The 18,712-nt window shown below is 61.2% G+C and carries 16 protein-coding genes and 1 pseudogene; 9 read left to right on the top strand and 8 right to left on the bottom strand.

Annotated features, from left to right (window positions below):
- Positions 1–16 precede the first annotated feature (16 nt).
- On the top strand, positions 17–1,087 hold the full coding sequence (locus C5748_RS24370; protein WP_105745208.1) for a LacI family DNA-binding transcriptional regulator: 1,071 nt from the start codon (positions 17–19) through the stop codon (positions 1,085–1,087).
- A gap of 350 nt (positions 1,088–1,437) precedes the next feature.
- Here the strand turns inward: C5748_RS24370 and C5748_RS29265 are convergent, their stop codons facing one another.
- Positions 1,438–1,560, bottom strand: coding sequence for a hypothetical protein (locus C5748_RS29265; protein ID WP_280953502.1), 123 nt, complete (start codon positions 1,558–1,560; stop codon positions 1,438–1,440).
- 235 nt (positions 1,561–1,795) lie between these two features.
- Here C5748_RS29265 and C5748_RS24365 point away from each other — a divergent pair, with 235 nt between their 5' ends.
- The gene (locus C5748_RS24365) at positions 1,796–3,094 is read left to right on the top strand and encodes a PQQ-dependent sugar dehydrogenase (RefSeq protein WP_105745206.1); all 1,299 of its coding nucleotides are present in this window, start codon (positions 1,796–1,798) and stop codon (positions 3,092–3,094) included.
- A 219-nt stretch (positions 3,095–3,313) separates the two neighbouring features.
- Here the strand turns inward: C5748_RS24365 and C5748_RS24360 are convergent, their stop codons facing one another.
- On the bottom strand, positions 3,314–3,952 hold the full coding sequence (locus C5748_RS24360; protein WP_105745277.1) for a TetR/AcrR family transcriptional regulator: 639 nt from the start codon (positions 3,950–3,952) through the stop codon (positions 3,314–3,316).
- A 118-nt stretch (positions 3,953–4,070) separates the two neighbouring features.
- Here C5748_RS24360 and C5748_RS24355 point away from each other — a divergent pair, with 118 nt between their 5' ends.
- A complete protein-coding gene (locus C5748_RS24355) occupies positions 4,071–5,282 on the top strand; it encodes an MFS transporter (protein ID WP_105745204.1) in 1,212 nt (403 codons plus the stop codon).
- Between the two features lie 139 nt (positions 5,283–5,421).
- On the opposite strand, the pseudogene C5748_RS24350 reads toward C5748_RS24355, so the two are convergent.
- The 5 genes and pseudogenes from C5748_RS24350 to C5748_RS24330 all read right to left on the bottom strand — a co-directional run.
- Positions 5,422–5,530 (bottom strand): annotated as a pseudogene (locus C5748_RS24350) (YciI family protein); the annotation flags it as partial.
- A 94-nt stretch (positions 5,531–5,624) separates the two neighbouring features.
- A complete protein-coding gene (locus C5748_RS24345) occupies positions 5,625–6,734 on the bottom strand; it encodes a pentapeptide repeat-containing protein (RefSeq protein WP_105745202.1) in 1,110 nt (369 codons plus the stop codon).
- Positions 6,735–7,010: 276 nt separating this feature from the next.
- Positions 7,011–7,538, bottom strand: coding sequence for an NADH-dependent FMN reductase SmoA (smoA, locus tag C5748_RS24340; protein WP_105745200.1), 528 nt, complete (start codon positions 7,536–7,538; stop codon positions 7,011–7,013).
- A complete protein-coding gene (locus C5748_RS24335) occupies positions 7,538–8,431 on the bottom strand; it encodes an aldo/keto reductase (RefSeq protein WP_105745198.1) in 894 nt (297 codons plus the stop codon). The genes smoA and C5748_RS24335 overlap by 1 nt, the downstream gene beginning before the upstream one ends.
- Complete coding sequence (locus tag C5748_RS24330) at positions 8,431–9,588, bottom strand: LLM class flavin-dependent oxidoreductase (protein ID WP_105745196.1); 1,158 nt, start codon at positions 9,586–9,588, stop codon at positions 8,431–8,433. The genes C5748_RS24335 and C5748_RS24330 overlap by 1 nt, the downstream gene beginning before the upstream one ends.
- A gap of 107 nt (positions 9,589–9,695) precedes the next feature.
- Between C5748_RS24330 and C5748_RS24325 the strand changes: the two genes are divergently transcribed.
- Together C5748_RS24325 and C5748_RS24320 are read left to right on the top strand one after the other, a co-directional pair.
- On the top strand, positions 9,696–10,400 hold the full coding sequence (locus C5748_RS24325; protein WP_105745194.1) for a GntR family transcriptional regulator: 705 nt from the start codon (positions 9,696–9,698) through the stop codon (positions 10,398–10,400).
- An 8-nt stretch (positions 10,401–10,408) separates the two neighbouring features.
- Entirely contained in the window at positions 10,409–11,521 is a 1,113-nt protein-coding gene (locus tag C5748_RS24320; protein WP_105745192.1) for a Gfo/Idh/MocA family protein, read from the top strand.
- Positions 11,522–11,562: 41 nt separating this feature from the next.
- On the opposite strand, the gene C5748_RS24315 is transcribed toward C5748_RS24320, so the two are convergent.
- Positions 11,563–12,618: a LacI family DNA-binding transcriptional regulator gene (locus C5748_RS24315; RefSeq protein ID WP_105745190.1), complete on the bottom strand. Its 1,056-nt coding sequence runs from the start codon at positions 12,616–12,618 to the stop codon at positions 11,563–11,565.
- A gap of 153 nt (positions 12,619–12,771) precedes the next feature.
- Here C5748_RS24315 and bglB point away from each other — a divergent pair, with 153 nt between their 5' ends.
- From bglB to C5748_RS24295, 4 genes are all read left to right on the top strand, one after another.
- Positions 12,772–13,875: a beta-galactosidase BglB gene (bglB, locus tag C5748_RS24310; RefSeq protein ID WP_105745188.1), complete on the top strand. Its 1,104-nt coding sequence runs from the start codon at positions 12,772–12,774 to the stop codon at positions 13,873–13,875.
- Complete coding sequence (gene kduI, locus C5748_RS24305) at positions 13,872–14,708, top strand: 5-dehydro-4-deoxy-D-glucuronate isomerase (RefSeq protein ID WP_105745186.1); 837 nt, start codon at positions 13,872–13,874, stop codon at positions 14,706–14,708. The genes bglB and kduI overlap by 4 nt, the downstream gene beginning before the upstream one ends.
- Entirely contained in the window at positions 14,705–17,236 is a 2,532-nt protein-coding gene (locus C5748_RS24300) for a hypothetical protein (RefSeq protein ID WP_425350300.1), read from the top strand. Before kduI ends, C5748_RS24300 begins: the two co-directional genes overlap by 4 nt.
- A gap of 78 nt (positions 17,237–17,314) precedes the next feature.
- The gene (locus C5748_RS24295) at positions 17,315–18,580 is read left to right on the top strand and encodes an ABC transporter substrate-binding protein (protein ID WP_105745182.1); all 1,266 of its coding nucleotides are present in this window, start codon (positions 17,315–17,317) and stop codon (positions 18,578–18,580) included.
- The last annotated feature ends 132 nt before the right edge of the window (positions 18,581–18,712 follow it).

The following is an 18,712-nucleotide window of genomic DNA, read 5'->3' as shown; positions in this document are numbered from 1 at the left end:
CAATCGGCGAGGACGCATGGCAGAGATCACCTTCGGAAAGGCAGCGACATTGGCCGATGTCGCCAGGGCGGCGGGCGTTTCCAAAGGCACTGCTTCCAATGTTTTCAACCGGCCGGAAATCGTGCGGGACGAAGTCCGCCGGCGCGTGATCGAAGTCGCCAAATCAGTCGGCTATCACGGCCCGGACCCCAAGGGGCGGCTGTTGAGTGCGGGAAAGGTGAATGCCATCGGCGTCGCGACGGTGCTGCCGCTCGGCTATTTTTTCGAGGATCCGTTCGCTCGTGTCCTGATGACGGGCATCACCGAGGCCTGCGACGCCAGCGGCACGGGCATTTCGCTGGTTTCGGCGGCAAACGAGGAAGAGCTCGCGTGGAACATGCGCAGCGCGCTTGTCGACGGCTTCATCCTTTTCTGCCTCGAAGGCGCGGAGCGGCTGGTCGCCTTGTCGCACGAGCGGCAGTTGCCGTTCGTCGCGCTGACCCTTGGTCATAGGGACGAGACCATGTCGGCGGTCGGCATCGACAATGTCGAAGGCGCGCGTTTGGTCGCCCGGCATCTGGCGGAGCTCGGGCATCGCCGATTTGCCGTTCTCGCCATGCAGTCCGGTGAAGGCGGCTTCGGCAAGGTTGCCATGGAGCGCGTGAATACGACGACGACATCGGCGTCGGGCGATCGCGTGAGAGGCTATTTCGAGGCGCTGGAAGCGTTCGGCATCGATACGGCGGCGGTGCCGATCTTCGAAACCCAGAGCGACGAAGCCACCATTCACCCGGCGCTGGAGGAGATTTTCTCGTCGCCTGTGCCGCCGACGGCGATCCTCGCGCAATCGGATCGGATCGCATTCATCGCCATGGATTGGCTCAAGGCAGGGGGGATCTCGGTGCCCGGTGACGTTTCGATCGTCGGCTTCGACGGTGTGCCGGAGAGCACCACCTCCAGCCCGCCGCTCACCACCATCCAGCAGCCTATCGCGGAAATCGGCTGCCGGGCGGTGAGGGCGATCCTGGACCACAGCGGCGAAACCTGGCGGGAGAAGATCGATGTGGAGCTCGTCGTCCGCGGGTCGACGGCTCCGCCCCGGGATTAGAGTCTGTCATGGATTAATTGAATCGTTGATACGACAAGGGGTCTTGTCTCGTCGTCATTCTCGGGCTTGTCCCGAGAATCTGCCATAAGTAAAAAGAAAAGCAATTACCGTACGAACAGCTCAAACTGCGGTAGATTCTCGGGACAAGCCCGAGAATGACGGCCAGGTGGAAGCTGTTTCAAGCTAGTCCTGACAGACTCTAAGGAACAGCTCGAAGGTCGCCGGTACCAAGCGCCTGGCTTCTACATTCGTCAGGGAATTTGGAACTATAGCGCGCCCATCCAGTGATGCCATGGCTCTTGAGCAACCGGAGAATCCGTACCTCCTTCGGAAGCTCGATGAGCAATTCCTCACCCGTTCCCGGCGAAGACGCGCATCGCCTCAACGCTTTCCCAGTAGGATATCGTAACGAATTCGGTCTCCTCTTCACGATGGCTACCCGAAACCGCCCAGGTCGTTGGCGTGCTTGCCATGATCGAAATTCTAAGTTGATGACACTTAGTCTCACAAGCGCCTCCGGTAACGCCTTGTTTACCACAGCTTCCTAGTTTGCTCGGACGCGCGATTGGTATTGAGTACGCGCAACATCCGTTTCAGGGCGGTTGCCAGCCTTTATCAAACAGACAAAGTGTTGAAATAGTGCATCATCGGTATCAACCTGATGGCGTTTCGTATAGGGATGCGCGCATCCAGATTAAGGGGGGACCAATGAGTCTGTCAGATATCTTCGCTCGCATCGTGGCGCTCATCGGCAACGTGGCGATCTTCTTGCGGCACCGCAAAGACAATCCGAAGTCGCCCGCCTTCGGCAGCGCGCCGGCTATACCGACCGCAAAGCCGCAGGGCATTCCAACGCTGAAGATGCCGACTGCGAAGGGATGGATCGAGGGACAGACGCCGGTCGCTGCGGCGGGGCTCAAGGTGAACGCTTTCGCAGCTGGCCTGAAGCATCCGCGCTGGATCCATGTCCTGCCGAATGGCGACGTATTGACGGCCGAAGCGCTGAGCACGCCGGGTGGAATCAAGTCGGTTTTCGACTATGCGCAGTACAGCACGATGAAGCGTGCCGCCGCAATCGGCGTGAGTCCGAACCGCATCACGCTGTTGCGTGACGCGGATGGCGACGGCGTGGCTGAAACGCGCCAGGTGTTTCTCGACAAACTGAACCAGCCCTTCGGCATGACGCTGCTTGGTGACACATTCTATGTCGGCAATACCGATGGCGTGGTAGCATTCCCCTATACGGCCGGCGACACCCGCATCACCGCAGAAGGGCAAAAGCTGAACAGCCTGAAGCCCGGCGGGCATTGGACGCGAAGCCTGCTTGCCAGCCCCGATGGGAAGAAGCTCTATATCGGCGTCGGCTCGCTCAGCAATATTGCCGATGAAGGCATGGCGGTGGAAGAGGGCCGGGCGGCGATTCATGAACTCGACCTCGATACCGGTGAAACCCGCATCTTCGCTTCCGGCTTGCGCAACCCCGTGGGCACGGCGTGGGAACCAACGACGGGCACGCTGTGGACGGTGGTCAACGAGCGCGACGGGTTGGGCGACGAGACGCCGCCGGATTATCTGACTTCGGTGCAGGATGGCGGCTTCTATGGCTGGCCCTATTGCTATTGGGGGCAGATCGTCGACGACCGCGTGCCGCAAGACCCGGCCATGGTCGCCAAGGCGATCAAGCCGGATTTCGCGCTGGGCGGCCACACGGCCTCGCTGGGCCTGTGCTGGATGCCGGCGGGCACCTTGCCGGGCTTCCCCGATGGCATGGTCATCGGCCAGCATGGCTCCTGGAACCGCAGCAAGCTGAGCGGCTACAGGGTGGTGTTCGTGCCGTTCGAGCAGGGCCGCCCTGCCGGGCCGCCGCGCGATATCCTCACCGGGTTCCTCTCGGCGGATGAGCGCGAATCCCACGGCCGCCCGGTCGGCGTGGCCATCGGCCCGGACGGCTCGCTCTTGGTCGCCGACGATGTGGGCGATGTGATCTGGCGGGTGACGGGGGCCTGATTTGGACGCTTTCATACTTAGATCGAAACCACGGTGAGCCCTTCACCCTCGTGGTTCGAGGCTCCCCTTCGACAGGCTCAGGGTCGCACCTCACCATGAGGGTGAAGGGTCGGCAACGCTGCAGTAGTCCTCATCCTGAGGTGTGACCCTGAGCTTGTCGAAGGGGAGCCTCGAAGGACGAGGACGCTTGGCGCTGTTTCCATCAGAACAATAACCGCCCTAGATACCCCGAATATTGGGGCTTCCCCCCTCGATACGGGGGGAGGAGGAGGCCACCAGAAGCCCCTCCAGCAGCGCTTTGGTGGCCTGTATCGCCTTCTTCGATGTCACTTCCGGGTCGGGTGCTTTGGCGATCCACAGGGAGGCGTTCAGCGTGGCGCCAATGATGAGTTGCGCCGTGGCTTCCGGGTCGGTCGCCACGATCGTTCCTTCCTCGGCCAAAAGCCGCAGATTTTCGGTCATGTCGCGGAGGCAGGCGTTCTGGGACGGCCAGGACGTCGGGTCGCCTAAAACCGCCGGTCCGTCACGCAGCACGATGCGCTGGATTTCCGGCTCCAGCGCCATTTCGATATAGGCGATGGATTCATCGATAAAGCCCTGCCAGCGAGTCGGGGCTTTTTGCATCACAATCCGCAGCCGCTCATTCATCTCTGCGTCGATTTGCGCGATGACCGCCTGCAACAAGCCCTTCTTGTCTCCGAAATGATGATAGAGCGCGCCGCGCGTCAGCCCGGCGGCGGCGGTGAAATCATCCATCGAGGCATCCGCATAGCCGACTGTCCCGAAGGCCGCGCGCGCCGCCGCAATGAGCTTGGCGCGCGTTTCGGCAATCATTTCGCTGCGGGGCTTGTGTGCCATCTTCATCCTTTCACATACGACGCGTATATTGTCATTGACATACGCAGCGTATGCATCTACCCAATTCACATACGTCCCGTATATCAGAGGCACCCAACCGAAATCAAGGACTCCGTCAATGTCCAACCCCTATCGCGAAATCTTCAAGGCTCCGGGAACCAAGGCCTTCGCCTCGACCGGCTTCCTCGCGCGCCTGCCGCTTTCCATGGTCACCATGGGGACGGTGGCGATGCTGTCGCAAACCCATGGCGAATACTGGCTGGCGGGCGCTGTTTCCGCCACCTTCGCGCTCACCAACGCTTTCGTTTCGCCGCAGATATCGCGGCTGGTGGATCGCTATGGCCAAAGCCGCGTGCTGGCGCCCGTTACAACAATCTCCGTGGCGGGGTTCACCGGCCTCATTCTTGCCGCGCATTATGGCTGGCAGAACTGGTTGCTGTTCCTCTTCGCCTTCATTGCCGGGGTGATGCCCAGTATGCCCGCCATGGTGCGGGCGCGCTGGACCGCGATTTATCGCGATACGCCTAAGCTGCACACCGCTTTCGCCCTCGAATCCATCCTCGACGAGGCGATCTATATGCTGGGTTCCGTGTTCGCCATCGGGCTGAGCGTCACGGTCTTCCCCGAGGCGGGACCGCTTCTGGCAACGCTGTTCCTCGCGGTCGGCACGACGCTCTTTTTGGCGCAGAAATCGACGGAGCCGCCGGTGCATCCGGTAGAGGCTGCGGGCGGGCGCTCGGCTATCAGGCTTGGCGCGGTGCAGGTGCTGACGTTCACGCTCATCGCCATCGGCACGATGTTCGGCGCGGCGGAAGTCACCGTCATCGCGTTTTCGGAGGAACTGGGCCACAAGGGGGCCGCAAGCTTCATCCTGGCCGGCTATGCCGGGGGATCGCTGCTTGTCGGCCTGGTGTTCGGCACGCTCCGGCTGACCATGCCGCTGTCGCGCCAGTTCCTGTTCGCCATCTGCGTTGCAATGCTCACCGCGTTGCCGCTCTTGCTGATCGGCAGTATCTGGAGCATGGCGCTCCTGATGTTCCTCGCCGGCGCGTCGATTTCGCCGACCTTCATCACCGCTTTCGGGCTGATCGAGCGTCTGGTGCCGTCCTCGCAACTCACCGAGGGCATTACCTGGGTGATGACCGGCATGGGCATCGGTATGGCCACCGGCTCCTTCGCCTCAGGCTATGTGATCGACGTCTATGGCGCCCGCAACGGCTTCTGGATTCTGGTGGTGGCCGCCGCTGTCGCCCTGACGACCGCGCTGATCGGCTACCGGACGCTCCAGTTCCCGGCCGGATCTTCGACGCCGGAGGCAGCACTCGCGTAGCACCATAATCAGATACCGGAACACAAGAAAAAATCCCATCCGCTAAGGCGGATGGGGGTACAGCATCTGCGCGCCAAGGGTTTGCTTTAGCGGCAGCTAGCGGATCTGCATCACATCCTCTTGGATGGAAATCCCGCACGAGCTCGCTCGGGCCGGGCATCGGGTTTGGGGCAGCGTTTGGCCCATTCGACCGCCTCGGCCACGTCCTTGACCTGCCAGAGCCAGAAACCGGCGACCAGCTCGTTGGTCGCGAATTCCGAGCAACTCGGCTACGGCGATAACGAGTTTGTGCCATCGCAGGTCGCCGCCGCGATGTAAGCATCACTCGCCGTACCGGACAGCCTATTTGCAGTTCCGATTTGAGGTTGAGCCGTCGGGCATTTTCGTGCGGCACAAAATGGCGAAGCCATAGCCATGGGGCGTCAGCTTTGTTTCGGAAAAAATGGTGGCGCCCCGCAAATCCGCTCCCGTCAGATCGATCTTTCCGCCGAACCGCCCTGGAGAGGGCTTTGTATCGGTGGTCGAGGGATCAATTTCGACGCCAGGGGCTTCCGCCGCTCGTTTCGAAAGCCCCATAACGTTACCGAAAATCGTTGCGTTTCTCAAATCTGCGCCGTTGAGGTTTGCATTGTAAAAACTGCCACAAAGATTGGCTTTTTCGAGCTTTGCGTCCGAAAAATCGGCATTGGTGAAATCGGAGCAGATGCCGTTCATGGCGTCCGGCCCGCTCTGCGCGCCCGTTAAATTCGCTCGCCTCAATGTGGCATTGCTCATATCGACCCAAAAGAGGTTTGCGCCGCTCAAATTGGCTCCGGTCAGGTTGGTGCCTTTGAACGAATTTCCTCCCAGATTGGCTCCGGTGAAATCCGTACCTTTCAGGCTGGCTCCGTCCCAAGTCATGGTGTTGAGCGCGGATTGATACTTCGTGTTGCAGCTGACGAAATTGGCGTGGTCGATGCGCGCGCCGTCAAAAACGCCGTTGGCGACAGCATCGATGGTACATTGCAGCTTCCCGCCATCTGCATGTGCCGCCGGTTCGATGCCGCTCAAATCGACCCCCGAAAGATTGCAGCTCTTGCATTGGCCGGTCCGCCTGAACAAGTCCAGAGCAGCTGTATTGGGTTCGGCAAGAAGGTTCCGGAGCTGTTTTGTCCGATGGTCATATGCGGACACAAGACAGACGAAGTCATCGTGACACTTTGCGCGCACCTGTAGCCATTCGTGTTGACTTGCAGCCAATTTCTGCCGCCTCGTGCCATTCAGGAGTTGCTCCAACTTGCTATAAAGACCGGCCAGTTTTTCATCTTCCAGGGAAAGGCCAGCATCTGCGCAAATGGCGCGCTCGTCGGGCGTGCTTGCTTTTGCGCAGTTAAAACTCGCCGCATCTGCGGGAATTGCCGCGAGAGACACAAAAAGGCCGGAAATTGCTAGAAGTGGGAAAGCAAGCCGCATCGTTTAAGTACTCTGCATCATCTTGAGACTATAAATGTCAGATGATTATTCATGTCATATGTAAAGGAAATCTGTAGTATACGCTTACAATCGGTTTGTATTTCGATGTTAGTTGAGCCCAGCAAATCGGCTAAGATCATAGGATGTCCAGTTCGCAAACGGCAGCACCGTAGTTGACAATCCGTAGATCAAGCTATCTGACCCAAAAGCCGCGATGATCTCGCGTCCGAGCGCGGATGATCTCAAGCCGCTACATCTATGGAGTTTGCGCTGCCCTCAGGCCTTATGCGCAAAGCGCCCGAAGCTGCCGCGCGAAAAGCACAAGGGATCTCCCTCGCGGTGTGCGGCCCGCAGGACCTTGCCGATGATGATTGTATGATCGCCGGCATCGTGCAGCATCGAGCGTATGCATTCGAACCGGGCCAGCGTACCTGGAATGATCGGCGCGCCTTCCTCGTTCACGTACCAGGAAAGCCCGTCAAAGCCGCCCCCGCCGCGCGTGAAGCGGACACTCAGCGCGTCCTGGTCGGCACTCAGCACGTGGATCACGTAATGCTCGGCCTTTGTGTAAATGCCGTGCCTTGCCGAACGCTTGGCCGGCGACCAGAGGACCAGCGGCGGATCGAGCGAAACCGAGGCGAAGCTGTTGACCGTCATGCCGGTCGGCCCGCCCGGTCCCCTCGCCGTCACGACGGTGACGCCGGTCGTGAAACTGCCAAGCGCATTGCGGAATGTGCGGGCGTTCGTTGCATCCGGCACGAATACATGTTCGCCATGGGATGACAGATTGCCTGCAACCGTCATCAGGGCACCTCTTTTCCGATTGCCAGAGTGTAGAGTTCGAACCAAGCCTGCCGGTCAAGTTCGATTTTCGCCGCATCACCGATCCGGACGATTCGGTCGAGATTGTTCGTACCGACGACCGGCAGGATCCGGGCCGGGTGACGCAGCAGCCAGGCGATGGCAACCGCCGTTTCGTCCACATTCTGTTCCTTGCCGATCCGCTTCAGCGCCGCCACAAGTTCCGGTCGCGAACCGTCGAACAATGAGCCGCCGCCGAGCGGAGACCAGGCCATCGGCGCGATCATGCGCTCTTGCAAGAAGGCAAGATCGCCATTCGTAAAGGCCTGCGGCGCAATCAGGCTCATCTCGATCTGGTTGGTGACCAGCGTCTCTTCCATGGAGGATTGCAGCAGCGAGAAGTCCCATGGCCGGAAATTGGAAACGCCGACACTTCTGACCTTGCCGGATTTGACCAGCGCATCGAGCGCCGAGCCGGTTTCGTCCGGGTTCATGAGTGGATCAGGGCGATGGATCAGCAAGAGGTCGATATGGTCTATCGCCATTTCCTCAAGCGAGGTTTCGACGGATGCGATTATGTGCGCGGCGGTCGTGTCGTAGTGCTTGACCCGTGCCGATGCGTAGCGTCCGACGGGTGCAACGATATCGCATTTGGTGATGATCTCGATCCGATCACGCAGTGAAGGCGCTGTCTTCAGCATTGCACCGAAAAGGCCTTCGACCGCATAGCCGCCGTAAATGTCGGCGTGGTCCATGGTGGTGATGCCCTGTTGGAGGCAGGCTTCCACCTTGGCCTGGACCGATGCGGGGGAGGTGTCATCACCGTCTGCCAGCCTCCACATGCCACAAACGAGGCGGCTGAAATTCAGCCCGGGGGCAAGGTCGATGCGTTCCATTAGCGGCGTACTCCGTTTCCAAGCGGCGTTGCCGGCGTTTCGGCCGGGACGCGTCCATGTGCATGCGGCAGAGAACAGGTCTTCAACTGCGGCAGGACCTTGGTGCCGAAATGTTCAGCTTCGTCAAGATGCGGATAGCCGGAGAGGATGAAGGCGCGGATGCCCATTTTGCGATAGGTCTCCAGCTCGGACAGGATCTGGTCGGTGGAGCCGACGAGGGCTGCGCCGCAGCCGGAGCGGGCCCGTCCGATGCCCGTCCACAAATGCGGTTCGACATAGCCGAACTTGTCGGCAAGTTCACGGGCGCGGGCCTGGTGCGACACGCCGAGCGATATCGAATCATGTGCCCGGTCGCGGATCAGCTTGCCGTATTCGTCGTCCAGCCTGGAGACCAGGTGCTCGGCATATTCGCGCGCTTCTTTCTCCGTATCGCGGACGATCATGTGGACGCGCAGGCCGTAGTCCAGCGTGCGGCCGTGGGCGGCGGCGCGTTCGTTGGCCGCCTTCATCCTCTCCGCGATCTGTTCCTTGGGCTCCGGCCACATCAGGTAGACGTCGCATTGCGCGCCGCAGAGTTCCAGGGCGTCCGGCGAATAGCCGCCGAAATAGAGAAGCGGTCCGCCATTGTGCTGGTAGGGTCTGGCCGGATCGGTGGACACACCCTTGAAATTGTAGACCTCGCCTTCAAAGTCGATCGTGTCGCGCGTCCAGGCCTGACGGAGGATTTCCACCACCTCATGGCTGCGCCTGTAGCGGAAGGCGCTGTCGGCGGTTTCGCCCGGAAAGTCGGAGCTGATGACGTTCAGTGTCAGCCGACCCTTCAACATGTGATCGAGGGTGGCGATCGTGCGCGCCAGCATGATCGGCTGCATTTCGCCGCAGCGGATGGCGGCCAGAAAATTGATGCTGTCGGTCAGCGGTGCGCAGCCGGCGACGAAGGAAAGCGTGTCCTGGCCGACCTGATAGGACGACGGGCAGAGGATGTTGCGGAAACCAAGGGATTCCGCCTTCCTGGCAATCGAGGAACAGTGTTCGAAGCTCGAGCGCAGGCGCCCGTCCGGCACGCCGAGATATGCATAGTCATCCGAGCAAAGCGCTGAAAACCATGACATTTCTGCTGCGTCGAGATCTGCGGATGTGACGGGTACGATTGTCATGAAAGCTCCTCCCGAACCTCGCGGTTTTTTCTTGCGTATCATCAAGTTCTGTGTAAATCAATGATGTATCAATTTTCGGTCCGGCGTTTGGGAGGACGTGTCAGGCGATGGATCAGCCCCCCGGCAGCCTGCCGATTTACATTCAACTCGCCGAGCTTCTGGTACGCGATATCGCGGCCAACCGGCTCATCGATGGCGAACGCCTGCCGCCCGAGCGGGACATGGCCCAGCAACTTGGCGTGGCGGTCGGAACGCTGAGAAAGGCGCTTGCCGAGCTGCAGGCGAGGGGCCTTCTCGAGCGTGTGCAGGGCTCGGGCAATTACGTCCGCGCCATCAGTGACCCCAACAGCGTCTATGCAATGTTCCGGCTCGAACTGGTCGAGGGCGGTGGCCTGCCGACGGCGGAGGTGCTGGAGGTTTCGCGTCTGGAAAAACCGGAGCACCTGCCAAAATTCGGCAGTTCGGCTGAGGCGTATCGCATCCGGCGCATACGTTTCCTGTCCGGCAAGCCGGCGGCGCTCGAAGAAATCTGGCTCGATGGCAGCTATGCCGATGTAATCACAAAGGATGATCTCTCGGAATCCCTCTACCTTTTCTACCGGCAGAAGCTCGGGCTCTGGATCGTCCGGGCGGAGGATCAGGTCGGGCTCGGCGCCATTCCGGACTGGAGGCCCGGCGTCTTTGCCATGCCGGCGGGTGCTCCGGCGCCGCTGGTCAGCCGCGTCAGCCAGGCGCAGGATGGCGCGCGGGCGGAAGTCTCGCTCACCTGGTTCGATCCTGAGATCGCCCGCTACGTCGCCCGCCTGAAATAGGAAGAAACATGCCCAAGCTGAACTATGGCATTATCGGTTGTGGAATGATGGGGCAGGAGCATTTGCGCAACATTGCGCTTCTGGAGAATGCAGGCGTCGCGGCGATCTTCGAGCCGGATCCGGCCATGCGGGCGACTGCATCCGCTATGGCGCCAAAGGCGGTCATAACCGGTTCGGTTGCCGAGCTACTGGCGGTGGAGGCGGTCAACTGCCTGCTGATCGCCAGCCCCAACTATCTGCATCTGCGCCAGCTCGAAGAGATCGCCTTCATCCGTCCGCTGCCGGTCCTGGTCGAGAAACCGTTGTTCACCGCGCCCGAGGATGCGCCGCGTCTTGCCGCCTTGCGCGTCGCCTATCCCGCGCCGATCTGGGTGGCGATGGAGTACCGCTACATGCCGCCGGTCGCCAGGCTGGTCGAAGAGGCGGAGGCCGCCACCGGTGGTATCCGTATGCTGACGATCCGCGAGCATCGCTTTCCGTTCCTCGAAAAGGTCGGCGACTGGAACCGCTTCAACAGCAATACCGGCGGCACGCTGGTCGAGAAATGCTGCCACTTCTTCGACCTGATGCGTCACATCCTCAAATCCGATCCGGTGCGGGTGATGGCGTCAGGCGGTCAGGACGTGAACCATCTGGAAGAGGTCTACGGGGGAGAGCACTCCGATATCTGGGACAATGCCTATGTGATCGTCGATTTCGCCTCCGGCGCCCGCGCCATGCTGGAACTGTGCATGTTTGCCGAGGGCTCTCGCTATCAGGAGGAAATTTCCGCCGTCGGTCCGCTCGGCAAGATCGAATGCCATGTGCCGGGTCCGGGCCGATTCTGGCCGGACCACCTGGGCGCGCCGCCTGTCGCCCGGGTGGTGGTCTCGCCACGTGATCCGAAAGGCCCGAAGATGGTGGAAATCCCGGTCGATCCGCAGCTTCTCGCCGCCGGCGACCATAATGGTTCGACTTTCTACCAGCACCAGCGTTTCCAGCGGGCGGCCAATGGCGGCCAATCGGTTGAGGTCAGTCTGGATGATGGCTGGTGGGCAGTCGCCATGGGGCTGGCCGCACAGCAGTCCGCGGCGACCGGCAAGGCGGTCGATCTTTCCGCCGTGAGCTATAGGGTGGTCTGATGGCCTATCCGCCGCAGTTAAGTTCCGGCAGGCACGGGCGCTTATACGCCGCGCGCCTCGCCCGGTCTGGCCGCGGCCGTGGATTGCCGTTCGACAATGTGGCAAGCCAGTTCGATGCGTCGTGCCCGACCGGCAGTAAGGCTGCCGACGTTGTCGAGCAGAAGGTCGAGCGCCGTGGCGCCGATATCGCGCATCGGTATGTGGATCGACGTCAGCGGCGGATTGTAGAACGCGGCCTGGGGCAGGTCGTCCATACCCATGACGGAAACATCCTGCGGCACGCTATAGCCGGCCTTCTGCAGGCCGAGAATCGCGCCGGCGGCAAGGCTCTCGCCTGCCGTCAGAACGGCCGTGAAATCGAGACCGCGTTCGGCGATGCGTTTGCCGAGGGTCTCGGCTGCAAGTTCGGGCAGCCAGTCCCCGACTTCCATCACCAGCTGATCGATATCCACGGCGTTGCGGCTCAGCATCGCATCCCTCCAGCCTTCGAATCGCCGCTCGATGGTCCGCCGGCCGCGGCGCATGAGGAACAGGATGCGCTCGTGTCCGAGCCTTTGCAGATATTCCGTTGCCATGCGCGCGGCGGATCGGTTGCAGGGCGTGACGCTCGAAAGCCGCATCAGGGGATCGTCGCCATTGACCAGCACCACCGGCTTGCCGAAATCCCGGGTCAGTGCCAGTACATCCTCGTCGTCAAGGGTGAGAAACAGGAAGCCGGCGACATCGTCGTCATCCAGCGCCTCCTGCAGCACGGCAATGTCATGCGTTCCGCTCGACATGGGTTGGGTGACGATCCGGACGCCCAGTGTTTCGGCCCGCTGATGCAAACCCTCGAGAACCTGTGCGGTGAACTGATTGCGGACATAATCGATCATGGCGACGCTGCTTGCCGCCAGGATGATCTTCTTGCCGGCAATTGCGGAAGGGACGGAATAGTTGAGCGCCTTGGCCATTTCGGCGACTTGGGCGCGGATCTCCGGCCTCACCCCTTTTTCACCCGCAAGCGCGCGCGACGCGGTGCTCAGCGAAACGCCGCAGCGCGCCGCGATATCCTCCAGCCTGACCTTGCGGCTCGGTTTGCCCCGTTTACCGATCATGCGCGCACACTCGTTCCTCTTCTGATTGCAGATGAAGGAAGCTGCAAAAAATTTTCAGATTGCGCAACTAATTTTCATGTGTCACCGATTTCAAATCGTCATGAGGAGCTCTCCAGCGATCTCATGACGGCGAGAGTTGGGAGGAAATGCGAAATGGTGCCAGACGGCCGCGCTTTGCGCGAACGCTTGAAGCCGCTTGTCGCGGGTATGACGAATTTGCGTCACGACGGGCGGTATGACGAACCCAATCTGGACGGGACGCCCGGCGACTATATCAGTTTCAATTCCTGGGAATGGCCGCAAGGCATCGGGCTCTATGGTCTGGTACGGCTGTGGCGGCAGACGGGCGATGAAGCGCTGAAAGCGCTGGTGGAAAACTGGTACGCCGATCGCATTTCCGAAGGCCTGCCGGCGCTCAACATCAATACCACGGCGCCGATGCTCGCCCTTTCGCTTTTGTGGCGCGAGACCCGCGATCCGCGCTGGGCCGAAATCATGGATAAATGGGCCGACCGGATCTTGACGGACATGCCGCGCACGCCGGAGGGCGGTCTGCCGCACATCGTTTCAGACAAGATCAACGACCGCGAATTGTGGGACGACACACTCGTCATGGTCGGACTGTTCCTTGCATCCTACGGCCAGGCAAGCGGCCGGCGGGAACTCGTCGATGAAGCCTGCCGTCAGTTCCTCCTGCACACTCGCTATCTCGCCGACACGAAGTCCGGCCTGTGGTTCCATGGGTGGACGTTCGATGGCCGGCACAATTTCGCCCAGGCGCTCTGGGGGCGCGGCAATTGCTGGATCACGCTCGGCATTCTCGACCTGATCGAGCTTGCCGATATTCCGGTTCCGATCCGCACCTTCCTGCTCGGCGTTCTGGAGACGCAGATCGATGCGCTCTTGAAGCTGCAGGCCCCATCCGGCGCCTGGCACACGCTGCTCGACGATCCGTCTTCCTACGAAGAAATTTCCGCGACCGCCGGCTTCGGCTACGGACTATTGAAGGCTGCCCGGCTTGGGCTCGGCCCGGCGGGCTGCCGTGAGGCCGGTTTGCGGGCGCTTGACGTGTTGCTGGCCAATATCGACGAGACGGGGACCGTCGCGAATGTGTCCTATGGTACGCGCATGGGCCACGATCTGCAGTTCTATAGGGATATCCCGATCCAGCCGACCGGCTACGGCCAGGCGCTGGCGATCCTCTGCCTCACCGAAGGATTGAAGCACACGGGCGCGGAAGCGGAGGTGGCGGCATGACGATGCGCGTTCTCTATGGCGTCTCTCCGAACGACATTCCGTCATTCGACACGAAGAGGCTGAGGGCTGAATTCCTCATCGAAGGCCTCTTTGCGCCCGGTAATATCGAGTTCGCCTATACCCATGTCGACCGCATGGTCGTCGGCGCAGCCTGCCCGGCGCAAACGCCGCTCATTTTCGGCGATGGCGCTGATGTCGGCACGCCGCTGTTCTTCACCGCCCGCGAGATGGGGATCGCCAATCTCGGCGATGCAGGCAGGATCATCGTCGACGGGCAGGAATTCGCTCTCGCCAATCGCGATATCCTCTATGTCGGCCGGGGTGCGGAGCAGGTCACGCTTGCAAGCGACGATCCGGCCAATCCTGCCCGCTTCTACATGAATTCCGTGCCGGCGGGCCGCGATATCGCGCACCGTCTGATCACCAGGGACGAAGCCAAGCCGCTCGATCTCGGCGAAGACAGACGGTCGAACAAGCGGCGCTTGAGAATGTACATCCATCCCGAGGTCGCCCCGTCATGCCTCCTGTTGATGGGGATCACCGATCTTGCACCCGGCAGCATCTGGAACACCATGCCGCCGCACCTGCATGAGCGGCGCATGGAAGCCTATTGCTATTTCGACCTCGCCGAGGCCGACCGGGTGATCCATCTGATGGGCCGGCCGGACGAAACACGCAATCTCATCGTGGCAAATGGGGATGTCGTCATCTCCCCGGCCTGGTCGATTCATATGGGCGCCGGTACCGGCCCCTATGCCTTTGTCTGGGGCATGACCGGCGAAAACCAGGCCTATACCGAATTTGACCCGGTTCCTGTGGCGGACCTGAAATGAACATGGCTGTGACCTCGACTGCAAAGATGGATTACCTCCGCCGCCCGCTTGGCGAAGGCATGCCGGTGACCTATTGGCAGCTCGGCGCCACCGCCGAAGCGCGCTACGATGTGCCGGACCAGCCGATGAAGGGGGAAATGGATCCCTTCTTCTTCATGACCAAGCACAAGAACTTCATTCCGCACGAATATCCCTGCCGCACGGCCTTCGCCGCCGAGCGGCGCGGCAAGCGTCCGAATGTCGTGGGCGCCTTCGAGCTTTCCCGCTTCTGGCTGCCTTTCGGCTCGCCGCGCGTCGATCTCTCCAGTTTCTGGTTCCGCCCGACCGTGATCGGCACCTGGGCCCGGACGACGATCGCGGTGAAACAGGCGGGCTCCGCCACGCTGCGGCTCGGGACTTGCGGCGGCGCGGTGCTTTTCGTCAATGGCGCGGAAGTCGGCTGGATGGCGGATTATGTGCGCAACCTTGAAGCCAGGCAGGCGTTCTCCGTCGCGCTTCAGGCCGGTGAAAACGAGATTGCGATCTTCTTCGACGATCTCGCCGAGCGCGACGCCCGCTACTTCTTCCAGATGGATTATGTCTGCGGGCCTGCGGCCGAGCAGGCACTGCCGGTGCCGGTTCAGGCTGATGTGGCCGGAGAGATCGAAGCCGCCCTCGACAAGATGCATTTCGAACGGCCGGTCTACCGGTCCGGCGAGGTGGCGCTGATGACATCAGCAGCACTTTCCGTCGATGCCGCGGCGGTGATCACGATTGCCGGCGATTTCATGTCCCGCGAAGACCCTGTGAAAATCGAACGCGGCCTGAAGGCCGGTGTAACCCGTTTGATCGTGGGTGAAACCGAGGCGCTTTCATCCGATTTCAGGCATTTTCATGTGGCTGTTTCCCTCGGTGGATTTACCGCATCGCGCGTCTTCGGTGTGGAGATCTGCCACGCTGAACGGCAGGGCCAGGCCGCCGGCGATCTCGCAGGCCGCGTCCGGGAAACCCTCGACGAAATCTCCAGATATGGCGAGCCGGACAATGTGACGGCGCTCGCCCGCCTCGGTTCCGGTCGTTTCGGGCCGGAAACGGACCGAATGATCGCCGATACGCTGCCGGCGATTATCGATTGCCACGATTGCGCAGACTTCGCGCTGGTGCCGCTTCTCTGGTGCCGGACCGCTTATGGTGCAAATATCGCGCCGGAGGTGGTTGCTGAGATCGACGAAGCGATTCTCAGCTACCGCTACTGGATGGATGAGCCGGGCAATGACGTGCAGTGGTACTTCTCCGAAAACCATGCGCTGCTTTTCCACACCGCCGCCTATCTTGCGGGCGCGCTTTTGCCGAAAGCCCGGTTCAAGCGTTCCGGGCGGCTTGGCCGCGAGCAGTCTGCGATCGGCCTTGCCCGCGTCTGCGCATGGCTCGATCATTTCGAGAAATGGGAGATGGCCGAATTCAATTCCGCGCCTTATTTCCCGATCGATCTCAAGGGGCTGACGGCGCTCTTCGCCCTGGCCCCCGATGCCGATGTCCGCGAGCGCGCCCACAAGGCGGTCCGGCGGTTGGTCACGATCATCGCCCGCTCGGCCCATCATGGCATCCTGACCGGGGCGCAGGGGCGCTCCTATGAACACACGCTGCGCGCCGCCGGCTCGCTGGAGCTCTCCGGCATTTCTCGCCTCATCTGGGGGAAAGGCAATTACGGACGGCGCGTTCATGCCCTGCCGCAGATGGCGCTTTGCCTGCGCGACCACGGCCTCGAGATTCCAGCGGATCTCACCGCCATTGCCGATTGGCAGGAGAGCGAAGCCCAGGAATGGTGCTTCGCCCAAGGGCAGGACCGCGTCGCACGGCTCTATCATTACAAGACGCAAGCCTATTCGATCGGCACGGCGGCGCATTACCGCTGGAACGAGTGGGGCTATCAGGAAACGGTTCTGCACATCCGGCTTGGCGACAATCCCGATGCGCAAATCTGGATCAATCATCCCGGCGAGACGATCCATTCCGGCTATGGTCGCCCATCCTATTGGGGCGGGTCCGGCAGCCTGCCGCGCCTTTGGCACTATCGCGGCCTGGCGGTGATGATCTTCGAATGCGCGCCGGAACAGCCGGATTTCACCCATGCCTGGTTCCCGCGGCAGGTGTTCGACGCCTCAGTGGTGACTGGCGAGACCGCAGTGGCGCGGTCCGGAAACGGTCTGGTGCTGCTGAAAGGCAGCGCGCGGCTCGAACGCGTCGGCGAGGGACCGACGGCGGGCAATGAGATGCGGCTGCCGGGGCGCAGGGGCATCTGGATCATCCGGCTTGGCGATGCCGGCCGGGATGGATCCGAAGAGGCGTTTGCCGCCCGTTTCGCCGGTCTCGCGCTCGTGCCGGGCGAGAACGACGCGCTTGTCATCAACGACCCGGACTACGGTCCGGTCACTTTCCATGCGGACGGCCGTACCGCTGCCGAAGGGCGGCTGGTCGATCCAGGTCAGTGGGGTATTGAAGGCAACGCGACAAAGCTTCCGCCAGGGCCGATCGGCTCGGGGGGCTAGAAAATGCGGCGGTGGCTTGGGATGGAGGCCATCACCCATTGCAACTGACGGATTGACCGTCCATCGAAGGAGGAGACGATGATGAGGAGCAAGATAATTCTAGCGGCGGCTGGTCTGGCGCTGCTTTCGACAACGGCAGCCTTTGCCGGCGACGTGCGTATCATGTGGTATTCGGATGGTGTCGAGGGCGAGGTCCTGAAAGACCTGATCAGCCGCTTCGAGAAGGAAAATCCGGATATTCACGTCACCATCGATGAAGTGGCCTATTCGACCATCAAGGAGCAGTTGCCCGTGCAGCTTGCCGCTGGCCACGGTCCTGATATCGCCCGTGTCACCAATCTGAAGTCGCTTTCGCAGTACTGGCTGGACATGACGCCCTATCTGAAGGATGCCGATGTCTGGAAGAAGAACTACGGCGACACGCTCGACTGGATGCGTCCCGATGGTTCCGACGTCATTCCGGGCTTCATGACACAAATGACGCTGACCGGCGGTTTTGCCAACAAGACGCTGTTCGAACAGGCCGGTGTCGAGCTGCCGGGCGAGGGCGCGACCTGGCAAGACTGGGTGATGGCGGCCAAGAAAGTAGCCGACAGCCAGCAAATTCCCTATCCCGTCGCGATCGACCGTTCCGGTCACCGCATCACCGGTCCGATGATCTCCTACGGCGCCAACTATATCGGCGCGGACGGCATGCCGGCGCCGCTCGACGATGGCGCCAAGATGTTCATCTCGGATCTGGTTGGCTGGACGAAGGACGGCATCGCCGAAAAGGATGTCTGGGTTTCGGCCGCCGGCACGACCTATCGTCCGGCCGCCGACGATTTCATCAACGCGCAGGTGGCGTTCTACTACGCCGGTTCCTGGCAGATCCCGAATTTCATGACCAAGATCGATGACGGCTTCGACTGGGTTGCAACCGGCAGCCCCTGCGGTCCCGCTGCCTGCACCGGTATGCCCGGTGGCGCTGGCCTTGTTGCCATGAAGGCGACCAAGAACCCCAAGGACGTGGCCAAGGTGATGGATTATCTTGCCTCCACGCCTGTCGCCAAGGAGTTCGCCGAGCGGACATTGTTCCTGCCGGCCAACAAGGAAGTCATTGCCAACGGTCTTGATTTCAAGACCGACAGCCAACTGGTGAAGGACGCGCTGGACACTTTCATCAAGGTGTCCTCGACGACTGCGCCCGAAGCTGTGAAGCTTGCAGGCTGGAAGTGGTCCGACACCTATTATGGCGCGCTCGTCAGCCGCATCAGCCAGGTCATGGCGGGCGAACTCACCCTTGATGAGGCCTATCAGCGTATCGATCAGGATATCGCCGGCAAAGCCAAGGAAGCACAGTGAGCCGTTAGGTCGTAGTGACGATTTAAGGTTTTGGGATTCCAAAATTCCGGCAAATCAGATTCAACACTGACTTTTGGAGGTCAGTGATGGATTGCGATGTTCTTCGGGATGATCAATGGGAACGGATCAAGG

It is taken from the genome of Phyllobacterium phragmitis (assembly GCF_002980495.1).
GTDB classification, from domain to species: domain Bacteria; phylum Pseudomonadota; class Alphaproteobacteria; order Rhizobiales; family Rhizobiaceae; genus Paramesorhizobium; species Paramesorhizobium phragmitis.
Note: the sequence above shows the minus strand (reverse complement) of the source record. Positions and strands in the feature narration are given on the sequence as shown.

Excerpts from the sequence above, each read along its gene's own strand:
- kduI (WP_105745186.1), top strand. The coding sequence starts at position 13,872 with ATGACGATGCGCGTTCTCTATGGCGTCTCTCCGAACGACATTCCGTCA.
- C5748_RS24335 (WP_105745198.1), bottom strand. The coding sequence starts at position 8,431 with ATGGAACGCATCGACCTTGCCCCCGGGCTGAATTTCAGCCGCCTCGTT.
- smoA (WP_105745200.1), bottom strand. The coding sequence starts at position 7,538 with ATGACGGTTGCAGGCAATCTGTCATCCCATGGCGAACATGTATTCGTG.
- C5748_RS24370 (WP_105745208.1), top strand. The coding sequence starts at position 17 with ATGGCAGAGATCACCTTCGGAAAGGCAGCGACATTGGCCGATGTCGCC.
- C5748_RS24300 (WP_425350300.1), top strand. The coding sequence starts at position 14,705 with ATGAACATGGCTGTGACCTCGACTGCAAAGATGGATTACCTCCGCCGC.
- C5748_RS24325 (WP_105745194.1), top strand. The coding sequence starts at position 9,696 with ATGGATCAGCCCCCCGGCAGCCTGCCGATTTACATTCAACTCGCCGAG.
- C5748_RS24360 (WP_105745277.1), bottom strand. The coding sequence starts at position 3,952 with ATGGCACACAAGCCCCGCAGCGAAATGATTGCCGAAACGCGCGCCAAG.
- C5748_RS24345 (WP_105745202.1), bottom strand. The coding sequence starts at position 6,734 with ATGCGGCTTGCTTTCCCACTTCTAGCAATTTCCGGCCTTTTTGTGTCT.
- C5748_RS24320 (WP_105745192.1), top strand. The coding sequence starts at position 10,409 with ATGCCCAAGCTGAACTATGGCATTATCGGTTGTGGAATGATGGGGCAG.
- C5748_RS24365 (WP_105745206.1), top strand. The coding sequence starts at position 1,796 with ATGAGTCTGTCAGATATCTTCGCTCGCATCGTGGCGCTCATCGGCAAC.
- C5748_RS29265 (WP_280953502.1), bottom strand. The coding sequence starts at position 1,560 with ATGGCAAGCACGCCAACGACCTGGGCGGTTTCGGGTAGCCATCGTGAA.
- C5748_RS24315 (WP_105745190.1), bottom strand. The coding sequence starts at position 12,618 with ATGATCGGTAAACGGGGCAAACCGAGCCGCAAGGTCAGGCTGGAGGAT.
- C5748_RS24330 (WP_105745196.1), bottom strand. The coding sequence starts at position 9,588 with ATGACAATCGTACCCGTCACATCCGCAGATCTCGACGCAGCAGAAATG.
- C5748_RS24355 (WP_105745204.1), top strand. The coding sequence starts at position 4,071 with ATGTCCAACCCCTATCGCGAAATCTTCAAGGCTCCGGGAACCAAGGCC.
- bglB (WP_105745188.1), top strand. The coding sequence starts at position 12,772 with ATGGTGCCAGACGGCCGCGCTTTGCGCGAACGCTTGAAGCCGCTTGTC.
- C5748_RS24295 (WP_105745182.1), top strand. The coding sequence starts at position 17,315 with ATGATGAGGAGCAAGATAATTCTAGCGGCGGCTGGTCTGGCGCTGCTT.